Below are 21,820 nucleotides of genomic sequence, written 5' to 3' on the forward strand. Positions count from 1 at the left end.
GAGGCGTGAAGAACAATGGGCACGACAGGCAAACGATTGTTTGGGTACGCCATGCTGTATAAAAAACCGATTCTGATCGCGCTTCTGCTGCTTGTCCTGGCTGTATGCGCGGAGCTGACGGGTCCGCTCATCGCCAAAAGGATGATCGACCAGAACATACTCGGAATCGAGAAAAAATGGCATGAGGTGGACGGCGAGCAGCCGTACGCCGTTCAATATGACGGCAAATGGTATAAACGCGAGGACCGGTTCCCGGAGGAGGACGGCAGCGGCCAAGGAACGACGGCTCGCGTGCTGCAAGTGGAGCGGAGCTATTACTTCTTGGCCGGCGATTTGCAGTTTGAAGGCGGCAAACGTACCGTTACGGGCAATGAGCTGACGGTCACGGACGAGACATCGGGGCAAAGCGCCGTCTACCCCGTGACGAAGCTGACGACGAAGGAGCTGTACGCTTTCTACAAGCCGGAGGTTCCGGGTTTGCTGCGTCTTGCGGCGCTTTATTTCGGCCTGCTGCTGCTGGTTGCGGCATTTACGTACGGGCAGCGCCTGATGCTGCAGACTTCCGCGAACAAGATCGTGCGCAAAATGCGGAACGACGTCTATGCGCACACGCAGCGTCTTCCGGTGAACTATTACGATAACTTGGCCGCGGGTCAAGTCGTCTCCCGCATCACGAACGATACGGAGGCGATCCGGGAGCTGTATGTGGGCGTGCTGGCTAACTTTTTTACGGGAACGATTTATATGGTCGCCATCTTTGGCGCGTTGTTCCTGCTGGATACCCGCCTTGCGCTCATTACGCTGCCGCTTATTCCGATTCTAATCGCGTGGATTATTATTTACCGGAAATTCGCGGCGAAATACAACCGCATCATTCGCTCGAAGCTGAGCGAAATTAACGCGATGATTAACGAATCGATTCAAGGCATGACGATCATCCAGGCGTTCCGCCGTCAGAAAGAGACGACGAAGGAATTTGCCGAGATGAACGATTATTATTTTAAATATCAAAATAAGATGCTCAGCCTGAACTCCATTACGTCCCATAACCTGGTGAACGTCGTGCGGAACGTGCTGTTCCTCATTGTGATCTGGCTGTTCTGGGGCGACTCGCTGGGCGCGCTCGTAACAGTGGGCGTGCTGTACGCCTACGTCGATTATATGAACCGAATGTTCGCTCCGATTGTCGGTATCGTGAACCAGCTGTCCAATCTCGAGACGGCGCGCGTCTCCGCGGAGCGCGTGTTCAAGCTGATGGACGAGGAAGGCCTCGAGGTGGCGAAGGGCCGGATGGAGCGCTATAAAGGCGACGTGGTGTTCGAGAACGTATCATTTGCTTACAAGAAGGACGAATATGTGCTGAAAAATATTTCGTTCCACGCGCGCCAAGGCGAGACCGTCGCTTTGGTCGGGCATACCGGTTCGGGCAAAAGCTCGATTCTGAACCTGCTGTTCCGGTTCTACGATTTGGCGGACGGCAAAGGACGAATCGTCGTGGACGGCACCGACGTGCGCGACATTCCGAAGCAGCTGCTTCGCCAGCATATGGGCATCGTGCTGCAGGATCCGTTCCTGTTCACGGGAACGATTGCTTCGAACGTGAGCCTCGACGATCCGTCGATCTCGCGCGAGAAGGTCGTGCAGGCGCTGAAGGACGTCGGCGCCTACGACATGTTCATGCAGCTGCCGGGCGGCATCGACGCGCCGGTTATCGAGAAGGGTGCCACGCTGTCGGCTGGTCAGCGGCAGCTGATCTCCTTCGCGCGGGCGCTGGCGTTCGACCCGGCGATCTTGATTCTGGACGAAGCGACGGCCAGCATCGACACGGAGACGGAGGCGGTCATTCAAGCGGCGCTGGATGTGCTGAAGAAGGGGCGCACGACATTCGTCATCGCGCACCGGCTGTCGACGATCCGCCAAGCGGATCAAATTCTGGTGCTGGACCGCGGCGTCATCGTCGAGCGCGGCAACCACGACACGCTGATGGAGCAGCATGGCAAGTACTATGCGATGTACCAGCTTCAGCAGGGCTCGGTACAGCCGGCTTAAACGGCGGCAGAATGGCGAGCTTTGCATGTGCGTTTAAAGGGAAGGACGGAGAAGACCTTGGGTCTGCTCCGTCCTTTTTGGTGTGCGGAGTTCGGTCCCTCTGGAACCATGATTAGCGGGAAAAAGCAGCGCGTAGCGAGCTTAAATGTGCTGGGTGGGGGTGGAGAGGAGTAATAGTAGCGTGTGGCGAGCTTAAAGGTGTCGGGAGGAGGTGGAGAGGAGGGATAGTAGCGTGAGGCGAGCTTAAATGTGCTGGGTGGGGGTGGAGAGGAGTAATAGTAGCGTGTGGCGGGCTTACAGGTGTCGGGAGGAGGTGGAGAGGAGTAATAGTAGCGTGTGGAGAGCTTAAAAGGTGTCGGGAGGAGGTGGAGAGGAGTAATAGTAGCGTGTGGCGAGCTTAAAGGTGTCGGGAGGAGGTGGAGAGGAGGGATAGTAGCGTGAGGCGAGCTTAAAGGTGTCGGGAGGAGGTGGAGAGGAGGGATAGTAGCGTGAGGCGAGCTTAAAGGTGCTGGGTGGGGGTGGAGAGGAGTAATAGTAGCGTGAGGCGAGCTTAAAGGTGTCGGGAGGAGGTGGAGAGGAGTAATAGTAGCGTGAGGCGAGCTTAAATGTGCTGGGTGGGGGTGGAGAGGAGTAATAGTAGCGTGTGGCGAGCTTAAAGGTGTCGGGAGTAGGTGGAGAGGAGGAATAGTAGCGTGTGGCGAGCTTATATGTGCTGGAAGAAGGTGGAGAGGAGTAATAGTAGCGTGTGGCGAGCTTAAAGGTGTCGGGAGGAGGTGGAGAGGAGGGATAGTAGCGTGAGGCGAGCTTAAAGGTGCTGGGAGGTGGGAGAGAGAGGAGTAATAGTAACATGAGGCGAGCTTAATGTGCCGAGAGGGTGTTTGCGCGGATACAGCCGGTTCCGCCGCCTAAAGGAAAAAGCCCTGACATCATCAGGGCTTTTGATGAACTACGTTAGGTTTTAAAGCGGCTGACCGCGTCCTTGAGATTGCTTGCCATCGAGCGAAGCTGCTCGGAGGCGCTGGCGACTTCCTGCATGGAGGCCAGCTGCTCTTCCGATGCGGCGGCTACTCGCTGAGCGTTGCTAGCGGAATCGTGCGTAATTTGCTCCAGCTGGTCCAGCGAAGCGGCTACCTGCTCGCTGCTCGCGGACATTTGCTGGGCGGCGGCGGATACTTCCTGCACCTGCTCCGATACTTGCTTGATGGATTCCACAATCGAGCGGAACGCCTCTTCCGCTTGCTTGGAGACGGCCGAGCCGGTGCGAACCGCGGATACCGAATGCTCCATCGCGCTTGCCGCTTCCCTGGAACGGCTGCCGATCGAGGTGAGAATGGCGCCGATTTGATCGGAGGAGGCTTTGGAGCGTTCGGCTAGCTTCCGGATCTCGACAGCAACAACCGCAAAGCCCTTGCCGTGCTCGCCGGCGCGGGCGGCCTCGATGGAAGCGTTCAGGGCAAGCAGATTGGTCTGGTTCGCCACTTCGCTGATCATGCCCAAAATATCGCTAATCTGATCGCTATGCTCCTTCAATTCGTGGAGAACCGAAACGGTATGCTCGATATGCTGCTCGACTTCCTGCATTTGGCGCTGCGTATGCTCAATGACGGTTCCGCCTTCGGAAGCCAGAGCGGTTGTGCCCGCGGCCATTTCGGACACGGAAGACGCGGATTCCGCAATCCGGCCGATGCCGATGGCCATCTCGTTCATGGCGCGCTGGCATTCCTGGAAGCTTTGCAGCTGCGTATCGGAGCCGGCGGCCACCTCTTGAATCGCCGAGGTTACTTCCTCTGTCGCGCGCGAGGTTTGATCCGCGCTTTGCTGCATGCTTTCGGCCGCCCCCGCCAGCTCCGACGTATTACTGCGAATCTCGCCGGTCAATTGGCGCAAGCTTGCGATCATTGCGTTAAAGGATTTCGACACTTGGCCGATTTCATTATTGGAACGAACGGGAACGGCCAACGTCAAATCGCCGGCAGCCGCAAGCTCTGCCACCTCTGCCAAGCGCCGCAGGGGCTTCAGCACCAAGCGGACAAGAACGACGACGATGGCTACTGCGGCGGCGATGAGAATGAGCGCCCACACAATGCTTTCAACAATCATCGAAACGATATTATTTTTCAGTTCATTTACATCAAAGTCCAGTCCAAAAACGCCGACCGTGTTGCCTTGCGGATCTTCGATTTTTTTGAAATACGTAATCCATGAACCGATTTCGTCTTCATAGATCGGGGACCAAGCATCCCCCTTTTCCAGCGCAGTCTGGAAGGCAATGCTTGTAACGGATGGCATCGAGTAGGTCGCGCCCGGTCCAAAGCCTACTTTTTCAAGCTCGGCGTTGCCCTGAAGCATGGTGATGATGCTTTCTCCGTCCTGCTCCTTCACTTCGGGCAGGTAAATGTAGGCGCTTGTGATGTGCTCATTCCGCACCATGGCGTCAAATTTGTTGCGCAAAATAGTAAAAGGCTCCGATTCGCTCGTTTGTTGGTTCAGCAGTTCGTCGCTTGCATGGGTTGTCGTACCGAACTCAAATTCCATTTGATAACCCAATGTCGTGCCGGTGCTGACGATTTCATTGTCAAAAGCCCCCCTTTGGGCTGCATAGGACATCCATTGCGTCACGCTGATTACCGCGATTAATAAGACGGCCAAAAAAATAGAGCTAGTGACGACTAGACTCCGGTCTTTCCATTTGAACATAAAATTCCGCACCTCTTCATGTAGTAAGTGGATGTAAGAAGATTGTGTCGATTCTATCCCTAACCCTATCATAAAATTATTAGACAAATACCGACTTGAATGTTAGGAAAATGTCAGATTAAGAAGAACGGTGGAGGCGCAAAACGGCTGCCGTACCGCCTTAAAGCGGTGCGACAGCCGTCTGCATCCTATTCGAATCGCGCAATCAAGCGGCTTATAATAACTGCGGACTGCGCGCGGGTCGCATGGCGACCGGGACCGAAGGAGCCATCGGGGTAGCCCTCCATAATGGCTTCAGCGGTTAAACGTCTTACGGCGTCCTGCGCCCAGCCGCTAATCCGCCCAGCGTCTGTGAATGCGGCGGTCGGCCCGCCGCCTGCGCTGGAAGTCCCTTCGCTGAGCCTATCCAAAGCGCGCTCCCCAAGCGCGGCGATCTCCTCGCGGGTAATCGGCTCGCCGGGCCGGAACTTGCCGTCGCCGTCGCCGGTGACAATGCCTGCCGCCTCAGCAGCGGAGATGGCTTCCGCGTACCAATCGCTGCCGTCGACATCGGCGAACGGCGGTTCCGCCCCGGCCTCTACAGATAGACCAAGCGCATGCGCCAGCATGACCGTGAATTCCGCACGGGTGATGTCCGCATCCGGCGCGAACTCATCGTCCGTGCGGCCAGCCGCGATGCCCTTCATGACGAGCGAATCAACCGCCGCTTTTGCCCAGTGCTTCTCCATATCCTTGAACCCGGCAGTCGCGGACTGAAGTCCATTCGCGAACAGATACGGCAGCCCTTGCTCGAAGCCTGAGGCCCATACGTCCATATCGTGGCCGCCGTTCACAATGCGAAGCTCAGCGGGACTTCCGGGCACGTCCTCCCATTTCTCGAACGGAAGGGCAAACAGATTGGAACGGTGAAGCTGCTCATACAGCGAGACGGCTTGCGCCTCCATGTTGTATTTGTGGGCGTCCTCCGGCAAGTCTTCTTTTTCGCTGAGATGGTTCCAGTCGTCATCGCCGGTCATTATATACATCGGAACCGGGAGCTTCTTCTTGGCATACTCTTTCAGAGCTTTTGGGTAGCCGAGTTCCGTCCAGCGCTCCGGATCGAACGGCTCGCCGAACGATCCGCGCTCGACCGCGCCGGAGGTGGCCGGCGCTTCGCCGTCCTGGATAGCGGGGCTGAGCAGGGTCGCGCCGCCGAACAGCTCCGGATGCGTAAGCGAATAACGGAGCGCGCCGTAGCCGCCCATCGAGAAGCCGACCAGGCCTCTGCCTTCGCGGGAGGCCATCGTATTATAGCTGCTGTCGATCAAAGGAATCAGATCATGGATGAAGGCGGATTCGACTGAGCCGAATTTGTCCGAATCGACCCAATAGCTGTTGCCGGTAACCGGAGCGACGGCGATAACCGGCGGAATTCGTTTCTCCTCAATCATCGTATCGAGAATCGGCCAAAATGGATCCCAGCTTGTTTCCGTTCCGCCGCTACCATGCAGCAGATATAGAACGGGATAGCGGGTTTTGTTGTCCGATTTGTATCCATGCGGGAGGTACAGTCGATAATTCATTTCGCTTCCGTCCGCGGCATCGGCTGACAGAGCCGACAGTGAGGCCGTCTCCGTCGTAACGGTTCCTTTATGCTTTGGCGCGTATTGGCCGGCGTCATAAACGGGGCTAAGCGCATCGCTTTCCGAGCCCTCCAGCATGTAGAGCAAGCCGTCGCGGAAGCCCGTCAGCCAAAGGTCGGTATCATGCCCGCCGTCTATGATGCGCAGCTCGGCCGGATTGCCGGGCACATCCTCCCATTTCTCGAAGGGCAGGGCGAAAAGGTTTTTGCGGTGCAGCTCTTGGTACAGTTGGACGGCCTGCACTTCCATATTGTATTTGTAGGCGTCCTCCGGCAGATCTTCCTTCTCGCTCAAATGATTCCAATCGTCGTCCCCGGCAAAAATATAAACCGGTACGCGATGCGGCTGCTTCGCGTAGCTCTCGAGCGCGGACAAGTAGTTTTTCGCCGTCCAGACCTCCGGATCATAGGGGTCGCCGAACGAGCCGCGCTCGACTGCACCGGATGTCGCCGGCGGCTCATCCTTCTGAATCGCCGGACTCAGCAGGGTGGCGGCGCTGAATAGCTCGGGGTATTCCAGAGCATAACGAAGCGCGCCGTAACCGCCCATGGAATACCCCATCAGGTAGCGGCCGCTCCGATCCGCAGCCGTGTTGTAATCCTCGTCGATCTTGGCGATTAAATCTTGGGTGACCGCCGATTCGTATGCGCCGAACTTGCCGGAATCGACCCAGTAGCTGTTGCCGGAGCTGGGAACCACCGCAATAACGGGATCTATGGAACCGCTTTCAATCATGTCGTCAAGCGTATCCCAAAAGTCGTCCCAGCCGGTCTCGTCGCCGTGGCTGCCGTGAAGCAGGTAGAGAACGGGGTAGCCTTCGGCGCGTGCCTTGTCGTAGCCTTTCGGAAGATAAACCTTGTAAGTCAGTTCGTCGTTGCCTTTCGTAGAATCCCCGGCCAGCGCCTGCGAGGCGAACGTCACGACTTTCGTCGTTCGGTTCTTTTCGTTTCCGGCTTGAACAGGAGCCGGGCTTGCCGCAGCAGTCCATACGATAGCGGAGGCGACCAGCGCCGCCGCCAGCTTCTTCTTCCTGCGAGACATGAACATCCCTCCAATTGACGAGTAGGGTAATTGGATCACCCAATTATCCGCGCCATCTATACTAATATGGATAATTTAGGCTGTCAATACGAAATGTAAGCGTTATATTTTTCTTGACAGCGGTATCATTAGGCGGTTATTCTAGGTTTGTGGTTAATTGGATGACCCAATTGCCGCTTTGCTTAAGCGCAAGTCCAATGAGCACGAAAGACAGGCGCGGCACTTGGCTTACAGGGCTTCAGCTGCCGTAAAAGCATGAACAGGTGAAAGGGTACGTATATGACGATAAAACGAATCAAATATCATAGGGTTTACGAGGATGTCATCGAGCAAATTAAAAATTTAATTTTGGAGGGCAACCTTGCTCCTGGGGATGTGCTGCCGACAGAGCGGGAGCTCGCGCAGGCGTTCGGCATTAGCCGAGGCACGCTGCGGGAGGCGTTCCGCATCCTCGAGCGCGAAGGGCTTATTGACGCAAGGCCGGGGGGCGGCCGCTTCCTAAGCAAGGCGCTCGACGTTGCGGAGGATAAAAACCGCATCATGGACAATATCGAGAGAGCGACAATTATCGAGCTGCTTGAGGCGAGGGAGCTGTTCGAGACAGGCATCGTCGAGCTGGCGGCGAAGCGCGCCACGGAAGAGGATATCGCGGAGATCGAAGCGGCGTTCGAGAAGTGGGGGCAGATCGACCGGGATAGCGAAGACCGCGCGAAGCCGGATCAGGCGTTTCACCTGTCGATCGCCAAGGCGACTCATAACGTGGTGCTGGTCAACATGATCGAGCTTCATATGGATTTGCTGCAGCGGACGCTGAGCAAGACGGCCAAAATTCCGGGGCGCACAAGCGAAGTGTATGAGGAGCATCTGCTCATTCTGCAAGCGATCAAGGAGCGCGATCCCGTGAAGGCAAAGCTCGCGCTGCTTCATCATCTCGGCAAAGTAAAGGAAAACATCCAGAAAAACGTTGTTCATGCTTAAGGAGGGGGAGCTGGATTAGCGCCCTTTCCTGGAATAATTGGGCAATCCAATTATCCAGCCGACCAATGTGGGAATGGACATAAAAATAAATCGCCAAAGAGGGATTGCACATGAACACAGACATTCGGATTTTATCGCCATGCGGCATGCTGGGATACGGCTTCCCGGAGCAATCCTTTTTAAGAGGAATGGAATATGAGCTGCACGGCATCGTCGTGGATGCCGGCTCTACGGACGCGGGGCCGCACAAGCTGGGAGCGGGCGTATCCATCGTCAGCAAGCGCGCCGCGAAGAAGGATCTCGACATCATCATCTCGAACGGAGTGCCCCGCGGCATTCCGATCATTATCGGCTCGGCCGGCGGCTCCGGCGCAGAGAAGCATGTGAACTGGACGCTCGAGATTATACGCGAAATATTGGAGGAACGAGGGCTGGAGGCGAAAATTTCCGTTATTTGGGCCGACTTTACGCAAGAGGAAGTGCTGAAGGCCAGCCGGGAAGGCCGGATCCATCCGCTAAGTCCCAACATCCCGCAGCTGGATGAAGAAGCGATCAGAGAGACGAGCAGCATCGTGGCGCAGATGGGGCATGAGCCGATCGTGGAGGCGCTGAGGCAGGGCAGCGACATTATCGTTTGCGGCCGGGCATACGACCCTTCGCCGTTCGCGGCGATCGGCATTTATCATGGCAAGGATCCCGGTCTTTCCTATCACCTCGGCAAAATATTGGAGTGCGGCGCGCTCTGCGCGGAGCCGGGAACGACGAAGGACGGCATACTCGGCACGATTACGGATGACGCGTTTCTGGTGCAGTCGCTGAATCCGGAACGGAGATGCAGCCCGATCAGCGTTGCGGCCCATACCTTCTACGAGAAGGAGCATCCGTATATTCTTCACGGTCCGGGCTTCACGCTCGACCTGGAGCACTGCCGATTCGAGGAGCCGGAGGAAGGGATCGTACGCGTAACGGGGAGCCGCTACCTGCCGGCGGATAAATATTTTATCAAGCTCGAAGGGGCAAGGCGGGTCGCCTACCGGACGTTCGTCGTGGCGGGCATCCGGGATCCGATCCTGATCGCGAAGCTGGAGGAAGTCGAGGCGTGCGTGAAGGAAGGGGCGCAGCAGTATTACCGGGACATTCCGGACTCGGACTACAGCATTCATTTTTATAATTACGGCATAAACGGAGTGCTCGGCCATAAGGAGCCGGAGAAGCTTCGGGGGCATGAAATCGGCGTGATGTTCGAAGTGGTGGCGAAGACGCAGGAGCTTGCCAGCAGCATATGCGCGACGGTCCGCTCGACCTTCCTCCACTACGGCTACGAGGGGCGCAAATCGACGGCCGGCAATCTGGCTTTTCCGTTCGCGCCGAGCGACGTCGAGTTCGGTCCCGTCTATGAGTTTTCGGTCTACCATCTGATGGAGAGTGACCGGGGAGCTTTCCGGATCGAGCATATTTAAGGCATCAGGAGGAGGATAAGCGATGACACAACTCGGACAGCTCGCGAAGGTGCTGCGGAGCAAAAACTCCGGTCCATTCGAGCTCACGCTAGACGTATTGTTCGATTCCGAGGACCGTTACCGGATGGTGAAGGATTCCGGACTCATAACGAAAAAAACGGTCAGCGAATTGTACGGCATTACGGAAGAACAAATTCATCATTTGGTGTTTTTCGACCAAGCGCTCGGTTTCAAAATTACGTTCGCCCGCGACATCTCATCCGGCACGGTCGGCGACCGCGACGTATACGGGGCTCAGCAGCACGCTCCTCTAATGGTGCTTGATGTCGGTCCCATGAAGGAGGAGTAAGCGATGAAAGCGTTAAGGCGCATGCGGAAGGACTGGGTGATTTACGCCATGCTGTTCTTCCCGCTGCTCTACTTTGTAATCTTCCATGTCATTCCGCTGTACGGCATGAAGCTTGCCTTCCAGGATTACCGCATCCTGGGCGACCACGTCTGGGTCGGCTGGAAGCACTTCAAGGTGCTGTTCAGCTCGCCGGCCTTCGGCAGCGTCATGGAAAATACGATCATCATCAGCTTGATGAAGATCATCTTCGTTTTTCCGATACCGATCGCGCTGTCTCTGCTCATTAATGAGGTGCGCAGCTCGAAATACCGGAAATACGTACAGTCTGTCGTCTATCTCCCGCATTTCCTGTCATGGGTTGTGATCGCGGGCATCTGGATCAGCCTGCTGAACCCAACTGACGGCGGCGTCAACCTGATCGCGAATCTGTTCGGCATCCCGTCGGTCGACTACATGACGAGCAAGGAGCATATCCGCTGGGTGTTTGTCGTATCCGAGATATGGCGGAGCGCGGGCTGGGATTCCATCATCTATCTGGCCGCGATTTTGAAAATCAGTCCGGGTCTGTACGAAGCGGCCAAGATCGACGGAGCAAGCAGGCTGCAGCAGATGATTTACATTACGCTGCCTCATCTCTACAGCACGATTGTAACCGTATTCATTTTGAACCTTGGCTTCTTCATGAACGCCGGCTTCGACCAAGTGTTTAACTTCATGAACGATTCCGTCATCAGCGTCGTAGACATCCTGGACACGTACGTGTACCGGATCGGTATCGGCAACGGCCAGTTCGCCTACGCGACGGCGGCAAGTCTGTTCAAAGGAACCATCGGCATCGTGCTGATTCTGGGAACGCATTTTATATCGAAGCGCATCTCGGGCAAAGGCGTCTGGTAAAGGAGGGATCATGCGCATGAGAAGGCTGGAGCTATCCAAAATTATCATTTATATCATCTTGTTTCTGTCCACGCTGACGGTGCTGGTTCCGATCCTGAATCTGCTGGCGCTTTCCTTGACGGATCCGGGCAAAGCTCATCTGATGAGCGGTCTCGATATATGGCCGAAAGGGTTATCGTTCATCAACTACGAGCTGCTGCTGTCGAATCCGCTCATTACGGGCAGCATTCTGAATTCGGTTTGGATTACGGTGGCGGGCACCTTTCTTAACCTGCTGCTGACGTCCATGGCGGCGTACGTGCTGGCGCGCACGACGTTTATCGGGAAAAAGCTTGTGCTTCTGTTCTTGATCGTGATCATGGTGTTCGAGCCGGGGCTCATTCCGGAGTACCTGCTGGTGAAGGATCTCGGCCTGATGAATGACTTGAACGCCCTTATTTTATATAAGGCTGTGAACGTCTACTATTTGTTCATCCTGATGCGGTTTTTCCAAGACATCCCGGAAGAAATTCTCGAGGCGTCAAGAATTGACGGCGCGGGCCACTTCCGCATCTACACGTGGATTATTCTGCCGCTTTCCAAGCCCGGACTCGCTACGCTCGGTTTGTTCTACGGCGTGTTCCACTGGAACGAATACTTCCGGGCGACCATCTATATTTCCGAGCCGGCCAAATGGCCGCTCCAGGTTGTGCTCAGGCAGTTCGTCGTCCGCAAGGACAACACGGCGATCATCGGCTCGCAGAACGATTTGTTCGGCGGGGCCGTCAGCTTTGACTTCGCTTCCCTGCAAGCCGGCACGATTATTCTCGCGATTGTGCCGCTGCTGATCCTATATCCGTTTATCCTAAAATATTACGCCAAGGGAGCGCTAGAAGGAGGGGTGAAGGATTAGCACGGGAAGGGCAATACGCAAGGCAGTTAAACGAAACATTATATGAGGCTTCAAAAAGTTCCAGCTCTTGCTTCAAGCGTCTGACACCAACAAGCTTATTCCGCGAAGCCGCCGCTATGCGGACCGCACCGGACTTTTTGAACTTCAAAAGGGGAGAATGGTAAAGATGAAAAAAGTAAGTTTACTGCTCATTATCGCAATGCTGGGTGCGCTGCTGGCCGCCTGCTCGTCCAATTCGAACAACGGGAACGGCGGCAACGATCCGGCCCCAAGCAATGCCGGAACGGCTGAGCCGGGCGCAAGCGCCGATCCCGTTACGCTGAAGATCGTATACAAGGATGAAGGAACGGCGAATCCTGTATCGGTGAAGTTTTTTCAGGAACTAGAGAAAGCGCTTCAAGAGGATGAGGGACTGAACGTAAAGTTTGAGCTGGTTGACCTTGCGCAGGGCAGCTACGCGGAAAACCTGAACCTGCTGCTTCTGGGCGGCACGATTCCGGACATTATTTACTTCCAGGGCGGCGACCAGCAGATTGCGGATCAGGGGCTGCTCGAAGATTTGACGCCTTATATCGAGAAATCCACTTATATTAAAGATATTATTCTGCCTCACAATAAGACGCGGATGGAGAGCTATCCGTACCTGCTCTGGATTAAGCCGCTTGCGCCGAAGACGCCCGTTATCCGCGCGGATTGGCTGAATGCGGTGGACAGCTCGAAGGCGCTGCTGGAAAATCCGACCGTCGACAACTACTATGCCTTCTTCAAAGAGCTGGTGGAGAAAAAGCCGGGCGGCGACAAGCCGAGCTACGCGCTGACGGCAGCCGGCGATATTGCGGAGATCAACTTTATTTTCAACACGGCGTTCGGCCTCGACACGACTTGGCTGAAGAAGGAAGACGGCACGTACGAATATTCGAAGGTATCGCAGAACGAGAAGGAGAAGCTGGCCTTCTACAACAAGCTGTACTCCGAAGGATTGCTTGACCCGCAATTCATTACGAAGCAATGGGATACGAAGGAAGACGCGTTCTACAAAGGCGAAGCCGCTGTCATTACCGGCACGGCAGGCAAAATCATCGACCTGTACGACGGCCGCATGAAAGAGCTGAATGGCGACGGCGCGAATGTGGTCGTCCTTCCGCCGGCGAAAGGCGAGGCGCAAGGCTTCGGCGCGACCGACGTGACGAAGGAGTCCAGAGGCTTGGCGATCTCCTCGCAGTCGCCGCATAAAGACATCGCGTTCAAAGTGTTCGATTACTTGGCAAGTCCGAAAGGACAAGAGCTGGACCGCCTCGGCTTCGAGAACGAGCATTACACGGTGAAGGACGGCCAAATCGAGCTGAACGACAAATACTACAGCGAGTGGTACGCCCGCTTCTGGGAGCCGCTCGAGATGAAGTCCGAGACGCCGCTTAAGACGCCGCTGCTCGGCGAGCCGGGCACACAATCGCTGAAGGCCGCTTCCGACTACTATACGGAAGACAATAGCTTTATCATTCCGGAGCAGTTTGTCGCGAACTGGGATGCGATGAACAACCTGTACAAGGAATATTCGACCGACTTTATTACCGGCAAGAGAAATCTGTCCGAATTCGACGCGTTCGTAGAAGCTTGGTACGCGGCGGGCGGCACGGACGTTACGAAATACGCCAACGAAAACATCAAGTAAGGAGCTAATGCCATGACTTCGTTTCGAGACCGGGTGAGAGGCGTGGTCGTATCGACCGCGCTGGGAGATGCGCTGGGAGCGCCGATCTGAAAAGCTGACGTACGAGCAAATCAAGGAGCGGTACGGCCGGGTGGAGTCGATCATGACCCGCTGGCATAAGATCGACCTTCCCGCCGACGTCAGGCTTGGCAGAGTCAGAGGCGACGGCATCGTAACCGACGACACGCTTATGACGGTCGCGCTCATCAACGTGTATCTCGCCGAAGGCAGACATCTGGACGCCTATGACATGGGCAATGAATTCGTGAAGGAAATCGCCTTCCGAAAGACGTTTGTGCCGGAGCTGAACCAGGAGACGTTCATTATCGACCGGTTGTTTTATCCGGAGAAATATATTTTCATGCGCCATGTGCTCGCGAATTGCGATCCGAGGGAAGCGGGCATTGGCAATATGGTGAACTGCGGGGCGGCGATGTATATCGCCCCCGTAGGGATCGTGAACGCCGGGCATCCGAAGGCGGCTTACGATGAGGCGATCTTGTTCGCGATGGGGCATCAAAGCAGCTACGGCCTTGAGGCCGCGGGCGTGCTCGCGGCCTGCGTCGCCAAAGCGTTCGAGCCGGGCGTCCGTGTGGACGACATCGTGCAGACGGCCATCGAGCTGGCGAAGGACGGCACCAAAGCGGCGATTCGCGAGCTGACGGAAGCCGCAAGGGAGCTGAGGGCGGAGCGGGACGACATGGATAAGGTGATCGCCGTCTTCCAATCGATTATGCTGAAATATTCGCCGATGGGCGACGATGTCAGCCGGCATATCGATAAGGTGGGCGTGCCGAGCAATCACTACACGCCAAGCCGCCTTTGGTCGATCGAAGAGCTGCCGATGGCGCTTGCCTTCATTGTGCTGAACGACGGAGAGTACTACCGTTCCATTCTGGACGGCGTCAATTCCGGACGGGACACCGATTCGATCGGCGTAATGGCGGGCGTTATTTTAGGCGCGATGTATGGAGTAGAGGCCGTCAAGCAGGCCGATATCGAGCAGCTGAACAAGGTGAACCGGCTGGATTTGATCGGCATAGCCGACCGCTTCAGCGAGGCGGCGGAGAAGATCATCCGCCAGGATTTGCAGGCGCACGAAGCAAGGAAGGCCGTATTGGGTTAACGTTTGCGGAACGGGAGTGGAGAGAGATGATACCGAAGCATTATGTGGAAACGGTCTACGCAGGTTTTCTTGGCATGAACGTCGGCATCCGGCTCGGAGCGCCGATTGAGCCCGTCGTCTGGACGCATGACCGGATCAGGGATGTATACGGCGATATCCGGTCTTACGTGAAGGAATACAAGACGTTCTCGGCGGATGACGACGCGAACGGCCCGGTCTTTTTTATCCGGGCGCTGTATGACGACGCGGTTGACCGCGAGCTTACGCCGGACGATGTCGGGAAGGCATGGCTCAATTACGCGAGGGAAGGCATCGGCATGTTCTGGTGGGGCGGAGAGAACGTCAGCACCGAGCATACGGCATATTTGAACTTGCGGCGGGGCATTCCGGCGCCGCGCTCCGGTTCGATTGAGGTGAACGGCCTGGAGCTTGCGGAGCAGATCGGCGGCCAAATCTTTATCGATTCCTGGGGGCTGCTGTTCCCGGGCCAAGTCGAGAAGGCTGCCGAATACGCGGAGAAAGCGGCCAGCGTCTCGCATGACGGCAATGGACTGTACGGGGCGAGGTTTATGGCGGCCTGCATCGCAAAAGCGTTCGAAGCCGCGTCGATCGACGAGGTGATCGCGGCCGGGCTCAGCGTCATTCCGGAGGACTCCACGTATGCGCGCGTCGTTCATGCGGTCATGGCGTTCCATAAAAGTAACCCGTCGGATTTCCGCGCTTGCTGGAACTATCTTGACGAGAATTGGGGCTACGACAAATATACGGGCGTCTGCCATATCATTCCGAATGCGGGCGTTTGCGTCCTCGCCCTGCTGTACGGCGCCGGCGATTTCGCGCGTACGGTGGAATACGCGTCGATGTGCGGCTGGGATACGGATTGCAATGCGGGCAACGTAGGGACTATACTCGGCGTAATGGGAGGACTCGCCGGCATACCGGAGCATTACCGGAAGCCGATTAACGATTTTATCGTCGCGTCCAGCGTGTCGGGCTATTTGAACCTCGTCGACTTTCCGACGTTCGCGAAGGAGCTGGCGCTGCTCGGCTACCGCGTGAACGGAGAGGAGGCGCCGGAGGAGCTGAAGCGGCGGGTTAAGCCGGGCGAGCTATTTTTCGATTTCGACCTGCCGGGGTCGACGCATGGCTTCCGCACAAGCAACTCGTTCAAAACGCCGGTTGTCCGCCATTCCGGCGCGGTGCATACGGATGACAGCAGGGGCTCGCTTGAGGTCGTATTTGACCGGCTTGTAGAAGGAGACAGCAGCAAGCTGTATTTCAAGCCGTTCTACCGCCGCGAGGAATTTAACGATGAGAAGTATAAGCCGGTGTTTGCGCCGCTCGCCTGCGCAGGCCAGACGGTGAAAGCTTCGTTTTACCTGGATCAGTGGGAAGGGCGGCCGCTGACGCTGACTTCATACGTGCGGAATACGCATACGAAGGAAGACGTAAGGCTGGATACGGTCACTCCCGCTAGCGGCCGCTGGACCGAGATCGAATTTGTTATTCCGGATACAGACGGCGCTGTGATCGATGAGATCGGCTGGATTCTCGAAAGCGCGTCGCCGCTCACGGACCGGGCGATTGGCAGCTTGTATTTGGGCTGCTTCCACGTATCGGGCGCAGCCGACTATACGATCGATTTCGCAAAGCAATATAAGGAGTTCGGATCCGTAACGCCGTTCGCGCAGCATCGCGGGAAGTGGGAGCTTCAGGGCGGCGCGCTTCACTGCGTGACGGATGGCGATTGCTCAACGTATTCGGGAAATTATTATGCGAAGAAGACGGTCGTGGAAGCGACGATCAAGCCGATCGCGGGCGACAGCCACTGCATGATTGCAAGAGCGCAGGGCATTATGCGCCATTACCTGGCGGGCTTCGATGGAGCGGGCACGGTATCGCTGATCCGGCAAAACTTCGGACAGGAGCGTCTGGCGAGCGCCGCCTTCGATTGGAAGCATGGCGAAGAATACCGCTTTAAGCTTACGGCGGACGGAGACATGATGACGTTAATGATTAACGGAGCGAATGTGTTGGAGTGCAAGGACGATGCGTTCGCCGGCGGCATGTTCGGCTTCGGCTGCCTGAAGCAAGGGGAGAATGAGATCCGGGATGTGCGGGTTCATTCCGAATAGACGCTGACGGTGAAGGTCACTCGCAGCGGAGAAGGGAGCGCGAACGGTCGCTTGAACAAATTGCTGGTTATTGGAAGCATGAATATGGATGTGGTGAGCAATGTGAAGCAATTCCCGCTGCCGGGAGAGACGATTCATAGCAGCGGCACGGCGTTTGTGCCGGGCGGGAAAGGCGCCAATCAGGCTGTTGCGGCAGCCAGCGCCGGCGGGGATTGCGCCATGGTCGGAGCGGTCGGACTCGATCCGTTCGGCGAGACGCTTATTGCATCCCTCGAGGAGCGGGGCGTGAACGCCGGCGCCGTTATCCGCAAGGAAGGAACGTCGGGCATCGCGTTCATTACGGTTAACGAGGAAGGCGAGAATCATATTATTTTGTCGGCGGGCGCGAACGGCGAAGTGACGGCGGCCGATGTAGCGTCAGCGGCAAGCTGGGACGGCGTTTACGCGGTGCTGCTGCAGAACGAAATTCCGTGGGCGGCCACGATGGCAGCCGTTCAGGCTGCGCATGCGGCAGGCGTGCGCGTCTTCCTGAATCCTGCGCCGGCAAGGACCTTGCCGGATGAGCTGTTCCCGCTGCTGGACACGCTGATCATGAACGAGACGGAGGCGGCGCTCGTTGCGGGCGTTCCGGTCAGCGACCCGGCGACCGCTGCGGCAGCGGCGGAGCTGGTGCTGGGGAAAGGCGCGGCAGGCGTCATCGTGACGCTTGGCGAGCAGGGCTGCTTTTATGCGGATGCGCAAGGGGCTCGTCTATTTGTCCCGGCATTCCGCGTGAGGCCAGCCGATACGACGGCCGCGGGCGATACGTTCATCGGCGCGTACGCCGCCGCTTGCGCGAACGGTTATGGCAAGGAGGAGGCGCTGCGTTATGCAACGGCAGCTTCCGCGCTAGCCGTCACGCGCCCCGGCGCTCAGTCATCGATCCCGTCCAAAGCGGAGATCGAAGCATTTTTAACGGTGCAGCAGTAATGCTGCGCCGTTTTTTTTTCGCCGTGATCGCCTGCGAGCAGCCGAAAAAAACGATATTGCAAAATGTTCTTATCCGAAATGAACGAATCGGCTGCTTTGTTCGTCTAACGAGGTGCAGCAGTTGTCATCGGATGCGGAACGCATGGTGGCACAGCATATCTATTTCGGAAAGGTGAAGCTTATATGACAGCTTGGAGAGATTTTTTCGAATATGGCAATGAGCTTGAAGTTAAAGGCAGCACGTTTTTAGTCGAAGAGCAGCTAGTTGAGCTGGTATTGCAATTAAAAGATATCGGCTGGGAGGTAACGAGAGGCGAAGACATTGTTACGATCCTGCAAAAAATGCAAGGCATCCAAAGCCGATTTGACCGTATTTATGACGAGATCCAAAGCCTTCTGTCTGTTCCCGCGAGGGAACCGGCATGAAATGAATTCCCGATGAAGGCATAACGTAAGAAGAAAGGTGACTCCTGTTCCGCAGAAGTCACCTTTCGAATGAACCGATTATTATGAATCTAACTATCCCCGCAAAAATTCCTCAAACATCTCAGCAGGAAGAGGTCGGCTGAACAGGTAGCCTTGCAGCTCGTCGCAATTCAGGTCCTTGCAGAACTGAGACTCTTCGCCGGTCTCGACGCCTTCCGCGACAACCCTCATGTTCATGCTATGGGCAAGCTCGATAATCGCCCGCACGATGGAGGATTTCTTATCGTCATGCGTAATGCCCCGAATAAAGGAACGGTCCAGCTTTACATCCGAAATCGGCAGCCGCTGAAGCTGGTTGAGCGAAGAGAAGCCTGTTCCGAAATCGTCGATCGAAATTTGAATGCCAAGCCTGCGCAAATATTGGATTTTTTCAATGACTTGTTCAATATTGCGCATGAAGACGCCCTCTGTTATTTCAAGGCTGATATACCGCGCGTCTAACCCCGTATTTTGAAGCTCCTCGGCAATCATCTCGATCAAATCGCCCTGGTAGAAATGCCGTGCCGATATGTTGACCGATACGCTGACTTGTTGCAAGCCTGCGTCCTGCCATGCTTTGTTCTGGCGGCATGCTTCGCGGAACACCCATCGGTCGATTTCCAAAATAAACCCGGACTCCTCGGCAAGCGGAATAAACTTGTCGGGAGGGATGAGCCCCAGCTCCGGATGCTTCCAGCGAATAAGCGCCTCGATCCCGCTAAGCTCGCCCGTAGCGGCGCTTATTTTGGGCTGGTAACACAGGAAGAGCTGATTTTCAAGCAATGCTTTGTGCAGCCCATTCTCCAGCTGCATCCTTTCGGCAATAAGCGGCAGCAGGTTCGGCTTGTAATAACGGAAGTAGCCGTCGCCTTCATCTTTGGCCGTGTACATCGCGATATCGGCATTCCGGGTAATCGTGTTCATATCCTCGCCATCCTGCGGATACATACTGATGCCGATGCTGACCGTCATGTAGAGAGGCATCTCGTCAAGGATGAACGGTACGGAGAAGCAGTCGCGGATCGCTTCCGCGCAGGCTTCCAGCTCGGCTTCCTCTGCATAACGCGTGAGGATCACGAATTCATCGCCGCCTAGGCGGAAGACGCTGCGGGTTTTATTGTTTAAATTTTGCAGCCGTTCGGCAGTCATTGTGAGCAGTTGGTCCCCTTGCGCATGGCCGAGCGTGTCGTTGATCTGTTTAAACCGGTTGATGTCCGCGATGAGTACGGCTATTTTTATGGTTTTGCCCGCGGCGACGCTCATTGCGATCAGTTCAAGGAATTGCCGGTTGAATTGAAGCCGGTTAGGCAATCCGGTCAGCGTATCGTAATAAGCGATCTGATGCAGGCGCTCCTCGGATTGCTGCAGCAGCTGGGTTTGCGCTTGCAGACGCTCGTTAATTTTTTGCGTTTCGAGGAACATATGCAGCAGACTGCTGGACATATGTTTAAAGTTCTGGATTAACGAATGGATCTCGACAATGCTGCTCTTGGGCAAGTGGAGCTCGTTGTTCTGCCTTAGCTTAACTGGCAGATTCCGAGTCGAGACCAAGAGCCTTTGAAAGCCTTTGGTGAAGGTCCGGTTAATAAGCATGGAGATAAGTAACGCGATCCCCGTAAACCCGACCAAATAAATGAAATGGATCGAATATTTGCCGAACAAGTAAGGATAATAGTTTCGAAGCGGGAATGTCAGCACGAAGCTGCCCGTCCCGTCCTTCATCTCTTCAATATATAGGAATTGTTCATCATGCCACGTGTACAACAGCGGATGCCGCGTATCGGTCTTGTGGGAGAAATACAGCGATCCGTCCACATGCTTGTAGCGGCCTGTTTCGAGCGGTTCGAACTTCTTCCCGATCATTTCGCGATGGTTAGAGGCAAGCACATGCTGCTTATGATCAACAAAGCTGAACGTATTGGAGTCGTAGCTGTACCGGTCAATGATGAATTGAAGCTCGCGAAGCTGCGCCGCGTTCCTTGGTCTTGTCTGTGAGCTTTCGGTAATTCCCCATTCCTTCTTTATCATGTTCGTTTGCATCTTAACAAGGTTCGTGACGTACAGCTGGACTTCCTTGAACGAACCGGCGCTGTTAACGAGCATGTTCAGAATGAAGGAGCTGATGACGATGCCAAGCGACAGGTGCCGCAGCAGCTGGCTGATGCTGACCGGCTGTCTATTCATGGTGGATAGACCGCTCCAGCGGCGAACCGGCAAATAGTGATAAATGATTTCCGCGAACAGCGCGTTGAATATCGCATTCAGCGCAAAGATGCAGACCACTAAGCTGATGTCGATCGTGCCGTCCAGGTCTTGCTGCAGGTATAACCAGTAAAGGATCGGAAGCCCCAATACCGCCCAGAAAATAAGGTTGGACCGAAACAGCCTGCCTCTGTATCTGCGAAGGATCAGGCCCGTCACAAGCACTTCAAGCAAGCCAAGCGCGAGAATTAAGGGGTGATGCGAAAACGCAAGCCCCGCTATGCATGTGATCAGTGCGGTAAGAAGTCCGCCCGTCAAGCCGAATTGGCGAAGCGACAGAAGTACGAATAAGCTTGCAAGCGAGAAGGTCGTACCGTATACGAACTGAAAATGGCCCCATTCTGCCGCGACAGCAAGCAGGGTACAAGCGAGGAAAGAAATCGCAACGCGCCACTTATTGGAAGTTGATAATGTAGAGATGCTCACGGGCGCCCTCCTGATGCCATTAAGCTATCTGCTCATGCGTTTCGGCCGGCTGCCTGGTTGGATAAAAGCAGTAGCGTGACGCGGTGAAAGATAGGACTTTGCTGCTTCATATTTTAATAGATGACAGAAACTTCGTCTAGATTCCCTAATATTCGACAAATTATTTCAAAATCCTCCTGAATGGTAAAAGTCCTAGGCAGTTGCGTATCGGTAATGTTGTTTGATATAGTTCTATTATCGAATAGTTCGACAATAGAATTAATTTGGAGGAAAATTCATGCAATCGGACGATAAACAGTTGAAGGAATGGATACACCGATATGAGATGGCAGGTTTTATCGTCGAACGCAGAATGCATGCGATGGTGCGCGATTTAATGCCGGAGGAATTAACCGTTGACCAGTTCAGAGCGCTGAGGTACTTGAGGCACAATGAGCAAAGCACGGCCTCGGATGTCGCGGAAATTTTTTGCGTGGGCAAAAGCTCGATTACGGCGATCATGACCCGGCTGTCCGATAAGGGGCTTATTCAGCGCATACCGGATGAGAAGGACCGGAGGGTCACTTACCTCGTGCTGACGAAGGAAGGCATGCGGCTTTGCGACCAGATGGAGGACCGCGTTCAATCGGTGCTTGCCGGCATCATCGACCAATTCGACGAGAAGGAAGCGGTCGCTTTCATCGAGACGTTCGAGAAATTAGCCAAGGTCGTCATGAAGCTGTAGCGATACACAGAACCAAA

14 protein-coding genes and 1 pseudogene are annotated in these 21,820 nt (G+C 55.5%); 12 read left to right on the top strand and 3 right to left on the bottom strand.

The annotated features are described in order from the left end of the window. The first annotated feature begins 15 nt into the window (after positions 1–15). Positions 16–2,049 carry an ABC transporter ATP-binding protein gene (locus D3P08_RS17245; RefSeq protein ID WP_119600954.1) on the top strand — a complete coding sequence of 678 codons (2,034 nt, stop codon included), beginning with the start codon at positions 16–18 and terminating at the stop codon, positions 2,047–2,049. 951 nt (positions 2,050–3,000) lie between these two features. Here the strand turns inward: D3P08_RS17245 and D3P08_RS17250 are convergent. Both D3P08_RS17250 and D3P08_RS17255 read right to left on the bottom strand, forming a co-directional pair. Further along, on the bottom strand, positions 3,001–4,746 hold the full coding sequence (locus D3P08_RS17250; RefSeq protein WP_162848514.1) for a methyl-accepting chemotaxis protein: 1,746 nt from the start codon (positions 4,744–4,746) through the stop codon (positions 3,001–3,003). 188 nt (positions 4,747–4,934) lie between these two features. After that, positions 4,935–7,409: an alpha/beta fold hydrolase gene (locus D3P08_RS17255; RefSeq protein ID WP_162848515.1), complete on the bottom strand. Its 2,475-nt coding sequence runs from the start codon at positions 7,407–7,409 to the stop codon at positions 4,935–4,937. A gap of 279 nt (positions 7,410–7,688) precedes the next feature. Here D3P08_RS17255 and D3P08_RS17260 point away from each other — a divergent pair, with 279 nt between their 5' ends. From D3P08_RS17260 to D3P08_RS17305, 10 genes and pseudogenes are all read left to right on the top strand, one after another. Next, positions 7,689–8,387, top strand: coding sequence for a FadR/GntR family transcriptional regulator (locus D3P08_RS17260; RefSeq protein ID WP_119600957.1), 699 nt, complete (start codon positions 7,689–7,691; stop codon positions 8,385–8,387). Between the two features lie 110 nt (positions 8,388–8,497). Continuing rightward, positions 8,498–9,847, top strand: coding sequence for an acyclic terpene utilization AtuA family protein (locus D3P08_RS17265; RefSeq protein WP_119600958.1), 1,350 nt, complete (start codon positions 8,498–8,500; stop codon positions 9,845–9,847). A 22-nt stretch (positions 9,848–9,869) separates the two neighbouring features. Then, positions 9,870–10,196: a DUF4387 domain-containing protein gene (locus D3P08_RS17270; RefSeq protein WP_119600959.1), complete on the top strand. Its 327-nt coding sequence runs from the start codon at positions 9,870–9,872 to the stop codon at positions 10,194–10,196. Positions 10,197–10,199: 3 nt separating this feature from the next. After that, positions 10,200–11,093 (top strand): ABC transporter permease, encoded by an 894-nt coding sequence (locus tag D3P08_RS17275; RefSeq protein ID WP_119600960.1) that lies wholly within the window; start codon positions 10,200–10,202, stop codon positions 11,091–11,093. 16 nt (positions 11,094–11,109) lie between these two features. After that, entirely contained in the window at positions 11,110–11,985 is an 876-nt protein-coding gene (locus D3P08_RS17280) for a carbohydrate ABC transporter permease (protein ID WP_119600961.1), read from the top strand. 166 nt (positions 11,986–12,151) lie between these two features. Next, a complete protein-coding gene (locus D3P08_RS17285; RefSeq protein WP_119601046.1) occupies positions 12,152–13,657 on the top strand; it encodes an extracellular solute-binding protein in 1,506 nt (501 codons plus the stop codon). Positions 13,658–13,669: 12 nt separating this feature from the next. Further along, a pseudogene (locus D3P08_RS17290) lies at positions 13,670–14,822 on the top strand (ADP-ribosylglycohydrolase family protein). 26 nt (positions 14,823–14,848) lie between these two features. Further along, a complete protein-coding gene (locus D3P08_RS17295) occupies positions 14,849–16,957 on the top strand; it encodes an ADP-ribosylglycohydrolase family protein (RefSeq protein WP_119600962.1) in 2,109 nt (702 codons plus the stop codon). 51 nt (positions 16,958–17,008) lie between these two features. Then, positions 17,009–17,926, top strand: coding sequence for a ribokinase (rbsK, locus tag D3P08_RS17300; protein WP_119600963.1), 918 nt, complete (start codon positions 17,009–17,011; stop codon positions 17,924–17,926). A 183-nt stretch (positions 17,927–18,109) separates the two neighbouring features. Further along, entirely contained in the window at positions 18,110–18,352 is a 243-nt protein-coding gene (locus D3P08_RS17305) for a hypothetical protein (protein ID WP_119600964.1), read from the top strand. 93 nt (positions 18,353–18,445) lie between these two features. Here D3P08_RS17305 and D3P08_RS17310 read toward each other — a convergent pair whose 3' ends face one another. After that, the gene (locus tag D3P08_RS17310; RefSeq protein WP_119600965.1) at positions 18,446–21,079 is read right to left on the bottom strand and encodes an EAL domain-containing protein; all 2,634 of its coding nucleotides are present in this window, start codon (positions 21,077–21,079) and stop codon (positions 18,446–18,448) included. Between the two features lie 277 nt (positions 21,080–21,356). On the opposite strand from D3P08_RS17310, the gene D3P08_RS17315 reads away from it, so the two are divergent. Continuing rightward, positions 21,357–21,803, top strand: a complete 447-nt coding sequence (locus D3P08_RS17315) for a MarR family winged helix-turn-helix transcriptional regulator (RefSeq protein ID WP_119600966.1) — start codon at positions 21,357–21,359, stop codon at positions 21,801–21,803. Positions 21,804–21,820 lie beyond the last annotated feature (17 nt).

This window comes from Paenibacillus nanensis (assembly GCF_003583765.1).
GTDB lineage: Bacteria > Bacillota > Bacilli > Paenibacillales > Paenibacillaceae > Pristimantibacillus > Pristimantibacillus nanensis.